The organism is Streptomyces sp. MBT53, from assembly GCF_016654115.1.
In the GTDB taxonomy this organism is placed as follows: Bacteria; Actinomycetota; Actinomycetes; order Streptomycetales; family Streptomycetaceae; genus Streptomyces.
This window is the reverse complement of sequence record NZ_JAEQAZ010000218.1, coordinates 1-12,795: the sequence shown is the minus strand read 5'-3', so window position 1 is coordinate 12,795 and position 12,795 is coordinate 1. Positions and strand designations below refer to the sequence as shown.

15 protein-coding genes and 1 riboswitch are annotated in these 12,795 nt (G+C 71.1%); of the genes, 8 read left to right on the top strand and 7 right to left on the bottom strand.

Features of this window, described 5'->3' with window-relative positions:
* A partial coding sequence (locus tag JHN45_RS44160; protein ID WP_201054977.1) for a cbb3-type cytochrome c oxidase subunit I occupies positions 1 to 419 on the bottom strand: 419 nt, incomplete at its 3' end.
* Between the two features lie 105 nt (positions 420 to 524).
* On the opposite strand from JHN45_RS44160, the gene JHN45_RS44155 reads away from it, so the two are divergent.
* Positions 525 to 1,046: an RNA polymerase sigma factor gene (locus JHN45_RS44155; RefSeq protein WP_200717786.1), complete on the top strand. Its 522-nt coding sequence runs from the start codon at positions 525 to 527 to the stop codon at positions 1,044 to 1,046.
* Between the two features lie 87 nt (positions 1,047 to 1,133).
* On the top strand, positions 1,134 to 2,024 hold the full coding sequence (locus JHN45_RS44150) for a CU044_5270 family protein (protein WP_201054976.1): 891 nt from the start codon (positions 1,134 to 1,136) through the stop codon (positions 2,022 to 2,024).
* On the opposite strand, the gene JHN45_RS44145 is transcribed toward JHN45_RS44150, so the two are convergent.
* Together JHN45_RS44145 and JHN45_RS44140 are read right to left on the bottom strand one after the other, a co-directional pair.
* Positions 2,025 to 2,873, bottom strand: coding sequence for a bifunctional 5,10-methylenetetrahydrofolate dehydrogenase/5,10-methenyltetrahydrofolate cyclohydrolase (locus JHN45_RS44145; protein WP_200710252.1), 849 nt, complete (start codon positions 2,871 to 2,873; stop codon positions 2,025 to 2,027).
* Between the two features lie 21 nt (positions 2,874 to 2,894).
* Positions 2,895 to 2,979, bottom strand: a riboswitch (ZMP/ZTP riboswitch).
* Between the two features lie 19 nt (positions 2,980 to 2,998).
* Complete coding sequence (locus tag JHN45_RS44140; protein WP_201054975.1) at positions 2,999 to 3,847, bottom strand: hypothetical protein; 849 nt, start codon at positions 3,845 to 3,847, stop codon at positions 2,999 to 3,001.
* Positions 3,848 to 3,907: 60 nt separating this feature from the next.
* Here JHN45_RS44140 and JHN45_RS44135 point away from each other — a divergent pair, with 60 nt between their 5' ends.
* A complete protein-coding gene (locus JHN45_RS44135; RefSeq protein ID WP_201054974.1) occupies positions 3,908 to 4,450 on the top strand; it encodes a MarR family winged helix-turn-helix transcriptional regulator in 543 nt (180 codons plus the stop codon).
* Between the two features lie 24 nt (positions 4,451 to 4,474).
* On the opposite strand, the gene JHN45_RS44130 is transcribed toward JHN45_RS44135, so the two are convergent.
* Entirely contained in the window at positions 4,475 to 4,840 is a 366-nt protein-coding gene (locus JHN45_RS44130) for a nuclear transport factor 2 family protein (protein ID WP_093623413.1), read from the bottom strand.
* Between the two features lie 170 nt (positions 4,841 to 5,010).
* Between JHN45_RS44130 and JHN45_RS44125 the strand changes: the two genes are divergently transcribed.
* A complete protein-coding gene (locus tag JHN45_RS44125; protein WP_201054970.1) occupies positions 5,011 to 5,304 on the top strand; it encodes a hypothetical protein in 294 nt (97 codons plus the stop codon).
* Between the two features lie 68 nt (positions 5,305 to 5,372).
* Here the strand turns inward: JHN45_RS44125 and JHN45_RS44120 are convergent, their stop codons facing one another.
* Positions 5,373 to 7,127, bottom strand: a complete 1,755-nt coding sequence (locus JHN45_RS44120; RefSeq protein ID WP_201054969.1) for an ABC transporter ATP-binding protein — start codon at positions 7,125 to 7,127, stop codon at positions 5,373 to 5,375.
* Positions 7,128 to 7,266: 139 nt separating this feature from the next.
* On the opposite strand from JHN45_RS44120, the gene JHN45_RS44115 reads away from it, so the two are divergent.
* The 3 genes from JHN45_RS44115 (at position 7,267) to JHN45_RS44105 (ending at position 9,986) form a co-directional block, all read left to right on the top strand.
* The gene (locus tag JHN45_RS44115) at positions 7,267 to 8,355 is read left to right on the top strand and encodes an S-(hydroxymethyl)mycothiol dehydrogenase (RefSeq protein ID WP_201054968.1); all 1,089 of its coding nucleotides are present in this window, start codon (positions 7,267 to 7,269) and stop codon (positions 8,353 to 8,355) included.
* Positions 8,355 to 8,984, top strand: a complete 630-nt coding sequence (locus JHN45_RS44110; protein WP_200710258.1) for an MBL fold metallo-hydrolase — start codon at positions 8,355 to 8,357, stop codon at positions 8,982 to 8,984. Before JHN45_RS44115 ends, JHN45_RS44110 begins: the two co-directional genes overlap by 1 nt.
* Positions 8,985 to 9,071: 87 nt before the next feature.
* Positions 9,072 to 9,986, top strand: a complete 915-nt coding sequence (locus JHN45_RS44105) for an SDR family oxidoreductase (RefSeq protein ID WP_201054967.1) — start codon at positions 9,072 to 9,074, stop codon at positions 9,984 to 9,986.
* Between the two features lie 2 nt (positions 9,987 to 9,988).
* On the opposite strand, the gene JHN45_RS44100 is transcribed toward JHN45_RS44105, so the two are convergent.
* Positions 9,989 to 10,525: a hypothetical protein gene (locus JHN45_RS44100; RefSeq protein ID WP_200710260.1), complete on the bottom strand. Its 537-nt coding sequence runs from the start codon at positions 10,523 to 10,525 to the stop codon at positions 9,989 to 9,991.
* Positions 10,526 to 10,575: 50 nt separating this feature from the next.
* Between JHN45_RS44100 and JHN45_RS44095 the strand changes: the two genes are divergently transcribed.
* A complete protein-coding gene (locus JHN45_RS44095) occupies positions 10,576 to 11,367 on the top strand; it encodes an SDR family NAD(P)-dependent oxidoreductase (RefSeq protein WP_201054964.1) in 792 nt (263 codons plus the stop codon).
* Here JHN45_RS44095 and JHN45_RS44090 read toward each other — a convergent pair.
* Positions 11,353 to 12,741: a pyridoxal-dependent decarboxylase gene (locus JHN45_RS44090; RefSeq protein ID WP_201054962.1), complete on the bottom strand. Its 1,389-nt coding sequence runs from the start codon at positions 12,739 to 12,741 to the stop codon at positions 11,353 to 11,355. The two genes, JHN45_RS44095 and JHN45_RS44090, sit on opposite strands and share 15 nt — an antisense overlap.
* Positions 12,742 to 12,795: the final 54 nt, after the last annotated feature.

The following is a 12,795-nucleotide window of genomic DNA, read 5'->3' as shown; positions in this document are numbered from 1 at the left end:
CGGACCGCGTCCGACAGCGGGGAGTAGGCGAACCAGCCGAAGTCGGCCGCACCCTGCGGGGTGAGGAAGCCACCGACCGCGATGGTCGAGCCGAACAGGTAGAGCCAGTAGGCGAACATGTTGAGGCGGGGGAAGGCGACATCCGGGGCGCCGATCTGCAGCGGCATGATCCAGTTCGTGAAACCGGCGAACAGCGGCGTCGCGAACATCAGCAGCATGATCGTGCCGTGCATCGTGAACGCCTGGTTGAACTGCTCGTTGGACATGATCTGTAGCCCGGGTCTGGCGAGTTCGGTGCGCATCAGCAGCGCCATGACGCCGCCGATCAGGAAGAACGCGAACGATGTGACCAGGTACAGCGTGCCGATCGTCTTGTGATCCGTGGTCGTCAGCCACTTGATGCTCTTGAGGTCTCTCACGCCCCGCCTGTGTCCGCGCCCCGCCCGCACGTCACACTCGACGGGCGCGAGGAGAATCACGAAAACGGGTGTGACGATCGCCCCGGTGCCGGACACGAACGGAACATGAGCAACGACGAGATCTTCGCCGCTGCCTATCGCGAGCACTACTGGGCGGTCAGCCGCTACGTTGCCCGGCGACTGGACGGGCGGAGCGGTGAGGTGGAGGAAGTGGTGGCGGAGGTCTTCACCGTCGCCTGGCGGCGCCGTGCGGATCTGCCGTCGGCTCCGCTGCCGTGGTTGTACGGCGTCGCACGCAACTGCCTGGCCAACGCGGTGCGCGGTTATGGGCGCCGGCGTCGGCTTGTCGACCGGTTGGGCAATGACGAGAGCGCGCACGGGCGGCAGGTTGCGGCGGGGCCCGATGCGGAGACGCCTGGTTCCTGGGTGCACGAGGCGCTTGCGCGGTTGTCGTCGGGCGACCAGGAGGTACTGCGGCTTACGGCTTGGGAGGAGCTGGGTGTGGAGGAGGTCGCTGTTGTCCTTGGGTGCGGTGTGCGGGCTGCGGCCATGCGATTGCATCGGGCGCGGCGGAGGTTGAGAGCGGAGATCGATCGGCTCTCGGTGCTGGGAGGGGCGGGGCGTTGATCGAGTATTCTGCGGCGCCGTCGTGGCTGGTCGCGCAGTTCCCCGCGCCCCTAAGGGGCGCTACAGGTGGACCGGAGGAGTATCGCCATGGTCGATGAGCTTGAACTCCTGCGCGGCGCCAACCCGTTCACGGCCGATGGTCCCCTCTACGGCGACGGACCGCTCGACCACCACGCCACCCGTCGGCTCAACCGGCTGCTGCACGAACGGCGTCGTCGGCTGCTCTGGAGTCTCGTGGCGGGAGTCGCCGTAGCGGCGACCGTGTTCACGCTCTTGCTGGGCGGACCGAGCGGCACTCCCGCCGTGGCGGCGCCCCGCCCCCTGGTCGTGCAGGCCCACTCCACGCCCGTGTCCCTGAAACAGCTCGCCGCTCTCGCCGCGGCGGTCGCGGTCGACGGAACTCCCGTTCTGCGCAAGGGAACTCACGTGCAGTCGTGGAGTCTCGGCATGTCCGACGACAAACCGCCGGTCACCATCCCCGAGGAACGCATCGTGCGCTGGAACGCGGACGACAGCCACACGGAACGTCTCGTCGAGGACGGGCATGTCGTCAAGGAGACGACGTATCCGCCGAGTTGGAGCGATGTGCCGCCCGAGGCCCGGCCCCCGCACGACGTGGCGGGACTGCGGGCGTACCTCCAGGAGACGGCGTACAGCAAGACGCCGTTGACCACCCCCGAACTCCTTTCCGCCGTGGGGGAGTTGCTGGACCACTGGACGCTCGGAGCGCGTGAGTCGGCCGCGTTGGCACGGCTGCTCGCGGGGGCGGAGGGGCTGCGGCCGGTGGGGGAGGTGACCGACCGGCTCGGGCGGCACGGGGAGGCCTATGTGTATCGGCAGTCGGGCAGCCGGCTGATGCTGATCATGGACCCGGCGACCGGCACCGTTCTCGGGATGGAGAGCACCTTCACGAAGGACCAGCCCGAGTACGGCGTCAAGGCCGGGGACGTCATGGAGTACAGCGCGTGGACGCGCTGATCACACCCCGAGCTGCCGGGCCGCGGCCGTCACCGTCTGTTCCAGGAGCGTGGCGATCGTCATCGGGCCGACGCCGCCCGGCACCGGTGTGATCAGCGAGGCGCGCTCGGCGGCGGAGTCGAAGTCCACGTCCCCGACGTTGCCCGCGTTGTAGCCCGCGTCGAGCACGACCGCGCCCGGCTTGATGTCCTCGCCGCGGATCAGCCGGGGGCGGCCCACGGCGGCGACCACGATGTCCGCCTCGCGGACCACCACCGACAGGTCGCGGGTACGGGAGTGGCAGTAGGTGACCGTCGCGTCGCGGGCCAGGAGCAGCATGCCGGCCGGCTTGCCGAGGATCGCGCTGCGGCCGACGACCACGGCCCGCTTGCCGGACGGGTCGACGTCGTACTCGTCGAGCAGCCGCATGATGCCGCCGGGCGTGCAGGACACGAAGCCCGGCAGACCGAAGCTCATCGCCGCGAAGGACGCGAAGGTCACGCCGTCGACGTCCTTCTCCGGCGCGATCGCCTCGAACGCGGCCCGCTCGTCGATGTGTTCGCCCATCGGGTGCTGGAGCAGGATGCCGTGCACGCTCGGGTCGGCGGAGAGCGCGGTGAGGGTGGCGACCAGTTCGGCGGTGGTCGTGGTGGCGGGGAGTTCGACGTGCCGGGACTCGATGCCGGCCTTGCGGCTGCGGTTCTGCTTCATCCGGACGTAGGTGACGGAGGCCGGGTCCGCGCCGACCAGGACCGTCGCCAGACAGGGCGCCGTACCGGTGCGTTCCGTGAGGTCGGCGGCCTGCTTCGCGGTGTCCTCGACTATCCGCCGGGCGAGCGCCGTACCGTCCATGAGCCGTGCCTGGGACATGATCCACTCCTGAGCTGGTTGACCAGTCGCCCAGGCGCACGGCATTCACTCCGCGTGGGCCGCTCCACGGTGGTGCTCCACCTCAGCGCCAGTCACGACCCACGAACAGCCTAACCGAGAGAGTCCTACGGCCGTCGGGCCCCGTCCTGCTGGGGCGGCTGCGTCGGGTCGACACCGGTCAGGAAGTCCCGGGCCTGCGCCGCGAGGCGTGGTGCCCCGATGGCCTCCGCCCAGTGGGCGACCTCCGTCGCGAGTGCCCCGGCCCCTGCCTCGTCGCCGGAGTCCCGGGCCAGCACGGCGAGCAGCAGCAGTTGGGAGAGCGTGCCGGGGACCGTGCCCGCGCCGGCGCCCAGCGTGGCCGCCCGGCGCCAGCGTTCCAGGGCCAGGTCGTGGTCACCGGCGTCGTGGTCGTGGTCGCCGAGGTGGCGCAGCGCCTCGCGGGCCAGCAGCGGCTCGTCGACCGACTCGGCGGCGCGCAGCGCGGACGCGTAGTGCGGGGGTGCTCCTGCCAGGTCGGCGAAATGGTTGTCGGTGATCAGGCCGAGGTACATCTCCGCCCAGCCCCGGCGCCCTTCGTCCGGGGCGTCGTCCCGCAGCACCTCCGCTTCGTGGCGCAGGGACGCGAGGGTCTCGGGGTCCTTCCCGTCCGGGCCCAGCCGGAGCCTGCCGTCGACGACGAGGAGCCGCCGGTAGGTGTTCCGCAGTCGCGCGAAGTCCACGTCCCAGTCGCCGCCGGGGAACTCCTTCTCAGCCGCTTCGATACGTGCCGTCGCGGTGTCCGTGCCCGCGAACCAGTCCTGTTCCAGGGCGACTTGGGCGGCTGCACGGGCGAGCTGTGCCCGGGGGCCGGGTACGTCGGTGATGCAGGCGTCCAGCAGGCGGGAGGCGCGCTCCCATCGTCCCGTCACGCTCAACTCGTGGGCGGCGGCGATGAGTTCGTCGACGGGGATGACCGCGTTCACTGTGGATGTCATGGCGGGGAAGGTAGTTATGCGAAAAACTATCCACAAGAAAACCACTGCGGGAGGCAGACGATGGAGGACTCGGTCGACCGGCACGTGGCGCTCTGGGTGAAGGAACTCACCTGGATGGACCCGGTGAAGGAGGAGATCTTCTTCCGGCTGGCGATCATGGCCCGCCATGCCGGTCAGGCACGGCGGGACGTGCTCGACGCGGACGGGCTCAAGCAGTGGCAGTTCAAGGTGCTGCTCATGCTGCGCAGGCTCGGGCCGCCCTACGAGGCGAGTCCGTCGCAGCTGGCGGAGCTGCTGGGACTGACCCGTGGGGCGCTCTCCGCGCGGCTCGCGGCCGTCGAGGAGGCGGGGCTGATCGCCCGTACCCATGAGACGGGGGACCGGCGGCGGGTGCGGGTACGCCTCACCGACGCCGGATACGGAGTGCTCGAGGACCATGTGGCGGCGGAGGAAGCGGGCGAGCTCGCGCTGCTCGCAGCGCTGACCCCAGCAGAGCGGCGGACGCTCGCAGACCTGCTGCGGAAACTGGTCCTCGCCGTCGAGTCCCAGCAGGGCCGACGGGCACCGTACTCGCCGAGAAGGTCCAGGTCAGCCGGGTGGTGACCCGGACCTTCGGCACCATCCTCGCTAGCCGTCCCATGCCTGGATCATGGTCTGCCGGGTGATCTTGCCGTCGTTCAGCACGAGCATCGACTCGGCCAGGACCCGGGTCCCGTCGGCGTACTGACAGGACTCGCTGTAGGCGACTCGATCGCCCTGTACGACGCACTCCTCCAGTTTGTGCGTCATGTCGCGGCTGTAGACGTCGGCGAGCATGGCGCCGATCTCGTCCCGGCCGTGCAGGACCTTGGGGTTGCTGGGCTGGGTCTGGTGGTCGACGACGTGGATCTCCGCGTCGTCGGCGTAGAGCGACAGAAGTGTCGCCGCTGTGTGATCTTCGATGCCCCGGCGCAGGGCTTCGGTGTCGAAGCCGGGGCGTGCCGCGGTGCCCATGGTGACCTCCTCGGAGGGCCGCGACCCGAACAGGAGCGAGCCGCGCGGGCCTCTCCTACGAGACTCCTCCGCCGCGCCGGGGTCGGCAAACGCAGGGGCGCACTCCTCCTGACGGGTGAGCGGCGCCCGGCGCCCGTGACCGTGCGGCTGCCGTCCGCGTTGCTGCAAGCATGATCTCAACACGACGTATTGCCGCCGCCGTTGGTCTCGCCGTCGGGGTCACCGGCCTCGTCGCGCCGATGGCGAACGCAGCCGAAGCGCCCGCCTTCAAGGACGGCAAGGTCAGCCCGGTCGCCCTGCTGGACTCGCTCGCGGTGAGCGAGATCCCCGCCGAGCACCAGGCGCAGATCCCCAAGGTCGCCGACCAGATGAAGGCGCTGAACCACCTCAACGACCTCCAGCAGTTGCACCAGGTCACCGACATGGCCGCGCCGGTCACGGGACTCCTCCCCGCCGTCGGGTAGCGGGACCGCGCAGCACCCAGACCCTGAGGGCCGTCCGGAAACGGGCGGCCCTCGGTCGTGCCCCGAGCTCAGCCCGCCGTGGCCAGGAACTGTGTCGCCGCCAGCTCCGCGTACAGCGGGTCGGCGCTCACCAGCTCCCGGTGCGTGCCCACCGCGCGGACCCGGCCCGCGTCCATGACGACGATCCGGTCCGCCATCGTCACCGTGGACAGCCGGTGCGCGACGACCAGGACCGTCGTCGTACGGGCCACATCGGCGACGGTGTCGCGCAGGGCCGCCTCGTTGACCGCGTCCAGCTGCGAGGTCGCCTCGTCCAGGAGCAGCAGGCGGGGGTGGCGCAGCAGGGCGCGGGCGATGGCGACGCGCTGGCGTTCGCCGCCGGAGAGACGGGTACCGCGGTGGCCGACCAGGGTGTCGAGGCCCTTAGGGAGCCGGGCGACCAGACCGTCCAGGCGGGTCGTCTTCACCACGCGGGTGACGGCGTCGTCGTCCGCGTCCGGGTTGCCGAGCAGCAGGTTGTCGCGCAGGGAGCCCGACAGGACCGGCGCGTCCTGTTCCACGTAGCCGATGGCGGAGCGGAGTCCGGACAGTTCCCAGTCCGCGAGGTTCCGGCCGTCGAGGGTGATGGCGCCGGACTCGGGGTCGTAGAAGCGCTCGATGAGGGAGAACACGGTGGTCTTGCCCGCGCCGGACGGGCCGACGAACGCCGTCATGCCCTGGGCCGGTATCTCGAAGGTCACGCCGTGGTGGACGTAGGGCAGGTCGTCGGCGTAGCGGAAGCGGACGTCGTCGAAGGCGAGGGACGCCGGCTCGGCGCCGGGGGAGGGCAACTCGGCGGGCAGGGACGGGGGTTCGGCCGGGAGTTCCAGCGCCTCCTGGATGCGGGAGAGGGCCGCGGCGCCCGTCTGGTACTGCGTGATCGCGCCGACCACCTGCTGGATCGGCTGCATCAGGAAGAAGACGTAGAGGAGGAAGGCGACCAGGGTGCCGACGTCTATCGCGCCGGTGGCCACGCGCGCTCCGCCCACCGCGAGGACGGTGATGAACGCGATCTGCATCGACAGGCCGGCCGTATTGCCTGCCGCAGCCGCCCACTTGGCGGCGCGGATGCTCTGCCGCCACGACTCCTCGGCCGCCGCGTGCAGGGTGCGCTCCTCGCGGTCCTCGGCGCCGGACGCCTTCACCGTGCGCAGCGCGCCGAGGATCCGCTCCAGGGAAGCACCCATCACACCGATCGCGTCCTGCGCCTGTCGGCTGGCCCGGTTGATGCGCGGCACGATCACGCTGAGCACGGTGCCCGCGCCCACGATCACGCCGAGCGTGACGGCCAGCAGCACGGGGTCGACCAGGCCCATCATCACGATCGTCGCGACGAGGATGAGCCCCTCGGTGCCGAGGCCGACCAGCGAATCGGTGGTGACCTCGCGCAGGAGGGTGGTGTCGGAGGTGATGCGGGCCATCAGGTCACCTGGCTCGCTGCGGTCCACCGCGCTGATCCGCAGCCGCAGCAGATACGACGACAGGGCGCGCCGCGCACCGAGCACCACCGACTCGGCGGTGCGCCGCAGCACGTACGAACCCAGCGCGCCCACCGCCGCGTTGGCGACCACCAGTGCCGACATCACGAGCAACGCCCCGGTGATCGTCCGGTCGTGGGAGAGGTCGTCGATGAGTCCGCGCGCCACCAGCGGCAGCAGCAGTCCGGTGCCGCCGGTGACCAGCGAGAGCAGCGCGCCCGCCAACAGGGCCCAGCGGTGCGGCCGTACGTAGTCGAGGAGCAGCCGCCAGGCCGGCGGGCCGCTCCGAGTCCCTGCGATGGCCACGGCGCTCCTCGGGATGCGGTCGGAGCATTCAGGCTACGTCGGCCGCCGCCGACGGTGTCGAGCCTCCGTCGTGCCCTTACCGATCAGTCACGCGTAGGGTCTCAGGCAGGGACAACGATCGACGAAAGGGTTCAGGACCATGGCGCAGGAAGTGCGCGGCGTGATCGCGCCGGGAAAGAACGAACCGGTCCGGGTCGAGACGATCGTCGTACCCGACCCCGGCCCTGGTGAGGCCGTGGTGAAGGTACAGGCCTGCGGGGTCTGTCACACCGACCTGCACTACAAGCAGGGCGGCATCAGCGACGACTTCCCCTTCCTGCTCGGCCATGAGGCGGCGGGGATCGTGGAGTCGGTCGGCGAGGGCGTCACCGATGTCGCCCCGGGCGACTTCGTGATCCTCAACTGGCGTGCGGTGTGCGGTAATTGCCGGGCCTGTCTGCGCGGCCGGCCGCAGTACTGCTTCAACACCCACAACGCCGAGCAGAAGATGACCCTCGCCTCGACCGGCCAGGAACTCTCCCCGGCCCTCGGCATCGGCGCCTTCGCCGACAAGACGCTGGTGGCGGCCGGGCAGTGCACGAAGGTCGACCCGACCGTCTCCCCGGCCGTCGCCGGGCTGCTCGGCTGCGGTGTGATGGCCGGCATCGGCGCGGCGATCAACACCGGGAACGTCGGACGCGGCGACACCGTCGCCGTCATCGGCTGCGGCGGGGTCGGCGACGCGGCGATCGCCGGGGCGCGGCTCGCGGGCGCGGCACGGATCATCGCCGTCGACATCGACGACCGCAAACTGGAGAAGGCCCTCACGATGGGCGCCACCCACACGGTCAACTCCAAGACGTCCGACGCCGTCGAGGCGATCCGCGAACTGACCGGCGGCTTCGGCGCCGACGTCGTCATCGAGGCGGTCGGCCGCCCCGAGACGTACAAGCAGGCCTTCTACGGCCGTGATCTCGCCGGCACGGTCGTCCTCGTCGGCGTCCCGACGCCCGAGATGAAGCTCGAACTCCCGCTCCTGGACGTCTTCGGGCGCGGCGGTTCCCTCAAGTCGTCCTGGTACGGCGACTGTCTGCCCTCCCGCGACTTCCCGATGCTGATCGACCTGCACCAGCAAGGCCGCCTGGATCTGGGCGCGTTCGTCACCGAGACGGTCCAACTCGACGAGGTGGAGAAGGCGTTCGAGCGGATGCACGGCGGGGACGTGCTGCGTTCGGTGGTGGTCCTCTGATGGCCGCACGCATCGAACACCTCGTCACCTCAGGGCAGTTCACGCTCGACGGCGGCACCTGGGACGTCGACAACAACGTGTGGATCGTCGGCGACGACCACGAGGTCGTCGTCATCGATGCCGCCCATGACGCCGACGCCATCGTCGAGGCGATCGGCGACCGCAGACTGACCGCGATCATCTGCACCCACGCCCACAACGACCACATCGACGCCGCCCCCGCCCTCGCGGACCGCACCGGCGCCAAGATCTGGCTGCACCCCGACGACCTGCCCCTGTGGAAGCAGACCCACCCCGACCGCGACCCCGACGCCCATCTCGCCGACGGCCAGGTGATCGAGGCCGCGGGCGCCGACCTGAAGGTCCTGCACACGCCCGGGCACGCGCCCGGCGCGGTCTGCCTCTACGACCCCGGGCTCGGCACGGTCTTCACCGGAGACACCCTCTTCCACGGCGGCCCGGGCGCCACGGGACGGTCGTACTCCCACTTCCCGACCATCATCGACTCCATCCGCGACCGCCTCCTGACCCTCCCGCCGGAGACGAAGGTGCTCACGGGACACGGCGACTCGACCACCGTCGGCGCCGAGGCCGCTCACCTGGAGGAGTGGATCGCGCGGGGCCACTGACGCCCCCGACACAATCCCGACAGAAGATGTCCGGCTTCCCGTGCACGATCGACAGGAGACACGTCGAACGAGCACGGGAGGCCGGACATGCCGGGCCCACTGGAAGGCAAGGTCGCGCTGGTCGCGGGGGCGACACGCGGAGCGGGACGCGGGATCGCCGTGGAACTGGGCGCGGCCGGCGCCACGGTCTACGTCACCGGCCGCACCACCCGCGCCCGGCGCTCCGAGTACGACCGGCCCGAGACGATCGAGGACACCGCCGACCTCGTCACCGCCGCCGGCGGCCGGGGCATCGCCGTACCCACCGACCACCTGGACCCCTCTGCCGTACGGGCCCTCGTCGACCGCATCGACGACGATCAGGGCCGCCTCGACATCCTCGTCAACGACATCTGGGGCGGCGAGCACCTCTTCGCCTGGGACACCCCGGTCTGGGAACACGACCTCGACAAAGGGCTCCGGCTCCTCAGGCTCGCGGTGGAGACACACGCGATCACCAGCCACCACGCCCTGCCCCTGCTGCTGCGCCGCCCCGGCGGCCTGGTCGTCGAAGTCACCGACGGCACCGCCGAGTACAACCGCGACACCTACCGCGTCTCCTTCTTCTACGACCTCGCCAAGTCGTCCGTCCTGCGCATGGCCTTCGCCCTCGGCCACGAACTCGGCCCACGCGGCGCCACCGCCGTGGCACTCACCCCCGGCTGGCTGCGCTCGGAGATCATGCTCGACCAGTTCGGCGTACGCGAGGAGAACTGGCGCGACGCCCTCGACCGCGTCCCCCACTTCGCCATCTCGGAGACCCCGCGCTATGTCGGCCGCGCGGTGGCAGCCCTCGCGACCGATCCCCAACTGGCCCGCTGGAACGGGCAGTCACTGTCCAGCGGCCGGCTCGCCCCGGTCTACGGCTTCACGGATCTCGACGGGAGCCGACCGGACGCGTGGCGGTATCTGGTGGAGGTGCAGGACGTGGGGAAGGCAGCGGACGTGACCGGGTATCGGTGAGTTCAGACGGGGTGCGCGGGCGGCAGCGCCCACGCGGCCGAGTGACCTGGCGGCAGGGCCAGATCATCACGTACGGCCGCGTAGTAGCCCTGGCGCCCTTCCCGCTGCCGTTGCAGCAGGTCCTGCCACGCCTCCGGATCGTGTGTGCCGTCGCGCAGGAACCGCTCCATCGCGAGCACCGAGGTGACCCACACCCGGGCCTTCGCCACCACATCCGGGCTGCCCAGCATCAGCAGTGTCTCTCCTGCCGGGTCGCGGGCCAGCGCGGCCTCGGCGATCATCGGTGCCGCCTCCTCGGGTGTGAGCGGGTGGGGGTGCGGGTCGTTGCGGAAGTGGGACGCGACCCGGTAGGTGAGCGTGACCGTCTGCTTCAGGACTCGTGCGTAGTCGGTGTACACGGCGAGCCGCCGCTCCTCCCAACGGGCCTCCCGCTCCCGCTGGAACCTCACCCGCTCACCCCGCACGATCGCCACGTACGAACCGAGCGCACCGATCACCACACCGATCAGCGCGGGCAGTTGCTGTATGAACGCGTTCATGTCCGCACGGTATCTGCCGAGTTGATCGTCACGGCAGTACGTTCTGGACCATGACTGACTCAAGGCGCTTCGAGGGATACGGAGTTCTCGTCACCGGTGCGGCCCGCGGCATCGGCGCGGCCGTCGCGCGGCGGCTCGGCGAGGAGGGGGCGCGGGTGCTGGTGACCGACGTCGATCCGGCCGAGGCGGAGAAGACGGCGGCGGGACTGCGTGAACTCGGGCTCGGCGCCGAGGCGTTCGGCTGCGACGTGGGGGACCGGGAGGCGGTGGAGCGCGCTGTCGCCCATGCCGTGGCGATGTTCGGGGCGCTCGACGTCCTGGTCAACAGCGCGGCCCACTGCACCCCCGACCACCCGCTCTTCGAGGACCAGCCGGACGACGAGTGGGCCCGCGACATCGACATCACGCTCACCGGACCGTACCGCTGCTGCCGTGCCGCACTCCCGCACCTGGCCGCCTCCGGACGCGGAGCCGTCGTCAACATCGGTTCCGTGAACGGGATTCAGGACTTCGGCAACCACGCCTACAGCGCTGCCAAGGCCGGACTCGCCTCCCTGACCCGCACCCTCGCCGGACACGCGGCCAAGCGGGGCGTGCGGGTCAACCTGGTGGTGCCGGGCACGGTCCGCACCTCCGCGTGGGAAGGGCGGGAGAACGACCTGGACGCCGTACGCGGGCTCTATCCGCTCGGCCGGGTCGGCGAGCCGGAGGACATCGCGGCTGCCGTCGCGTTCCTCGCCTCGCGCGACGCCTCCTGGATCACCGGCACGGCCCTCACCGTCGACGGCGGCCTCACCGCGGTCAACACCGGCTTCCGGAAGGCCGTTTCAGAGGGACAGTGAGGCGAGCGTCGCCAGCACCCGGTCCGTATCGGCCTCGGACGTACGCCAGTTGCTGAACGCGGCACGCAGCGCGGGCGTCCCGTCGTACACCGTCGGGGTCAGGAACGCCTCGCCGGAGGCGGCGACGGCCTCTGCCACGGCGGCCACCCGTTCCTGCGTCGGGTTGTCCGCGAGGGTGAAGCAGACGACGTTCAGCCGGACCGGCGCCGACAGCCGCAGGCCCGGGAGCGCGGCGATGCCCTCGCCGAGGCGGTGGGCGAGGGCGACGTTGCGCTCGACGATCTCGCGGTGCCCGGCGCGGCCGTAGGCCAGGAGGGAGAACCAGGCCGGGAGGGCGCGCAGCCGGCGGGAGTTCTCGGGGGTGAGGTGGAGGAAGTCCGGGTCGCCGGTCGGCAGGCCGAGGTACGGGGAGGAGTTGTGGAACACGCGGGTCTGCAGGTCCCGGCGGCGGGTGAACTGGACGGCCGCGTCATAGGGCACGTTGAGCCACTTGTGCAGGTCGACACAGACCGAGTCCGCCGCGTCGAGTCCGTCGACGAGGTGGGCGTGGGCGGGGGAGAGGGCGGCGAAACCGCCGAACGCGGCGTCCACGTGCAGCCAGAAGTCGTGCCGTTCCTTGAGGGCCGCGATGGCCCGCAGGTCGTCGAAGTCGACGGTGTTCACGGTCCCGGCGTTCGCCACGACGATCGCCGGACGGCCGCCCAACTCGGCCAGGGCGGCGTCGAGTTGGGCCACGTCGACGGCCTCGCGGTTTCCGGCGAGCACGGGCACCGGCCGCAGCCGGTCCCGGCCGATGCCCAGCACGGACAGCGCCTTGGCGACGCTGGAGTGCGGGCTGCCGGAGAGCACGTCGACCGGTCCGAGCGCGGCGGCCCCGTCCCGGGACACATCCACGCCCAGCCGCTCACCCACCCACTCACGGGCGACGGCCAGCCCCACGGTGTTGGACACGGTCGCACCGGTCACAAAGGCCCCGGAGTGCGCCTCGCCCAACCCGAACAGCTCACGCAGCCACCCCACCGTCTCCCGCTCCAACGCCGCCGCCCAGGAACCGGCCGCGCCGGACACGTTCTGGTCGTACGCGCTGGTCAGCCAGTCCCCGGCGACCGACGCGGGCGTCGCACCGCCCGTGACGAACCCGAGGTAGCGCGGCCCCGCCGACCCCGAGAAACCGGGCGCCCACCGCTCGGCGAACCGCGCGAGCGCACCCTCCGCACCGCTCCCGTCGACCGGCAGCGGGTCCTGTGCGGGCGCCTTCCCGGGGTGCACGACCGGCCGCTCGGCCACACCGCCCAGCTCACGAGCGGCGAAGTCCCGGACGGACTGGAGGAGTTCGGGGAGCCGCGAGAGGTCGTCGGCGAGGGTGCGGTGCATGGGCGGCAGCGTAGGGGGAGGGGGCGGGCCGGGTATCGGTCCACTTCGGGGAAA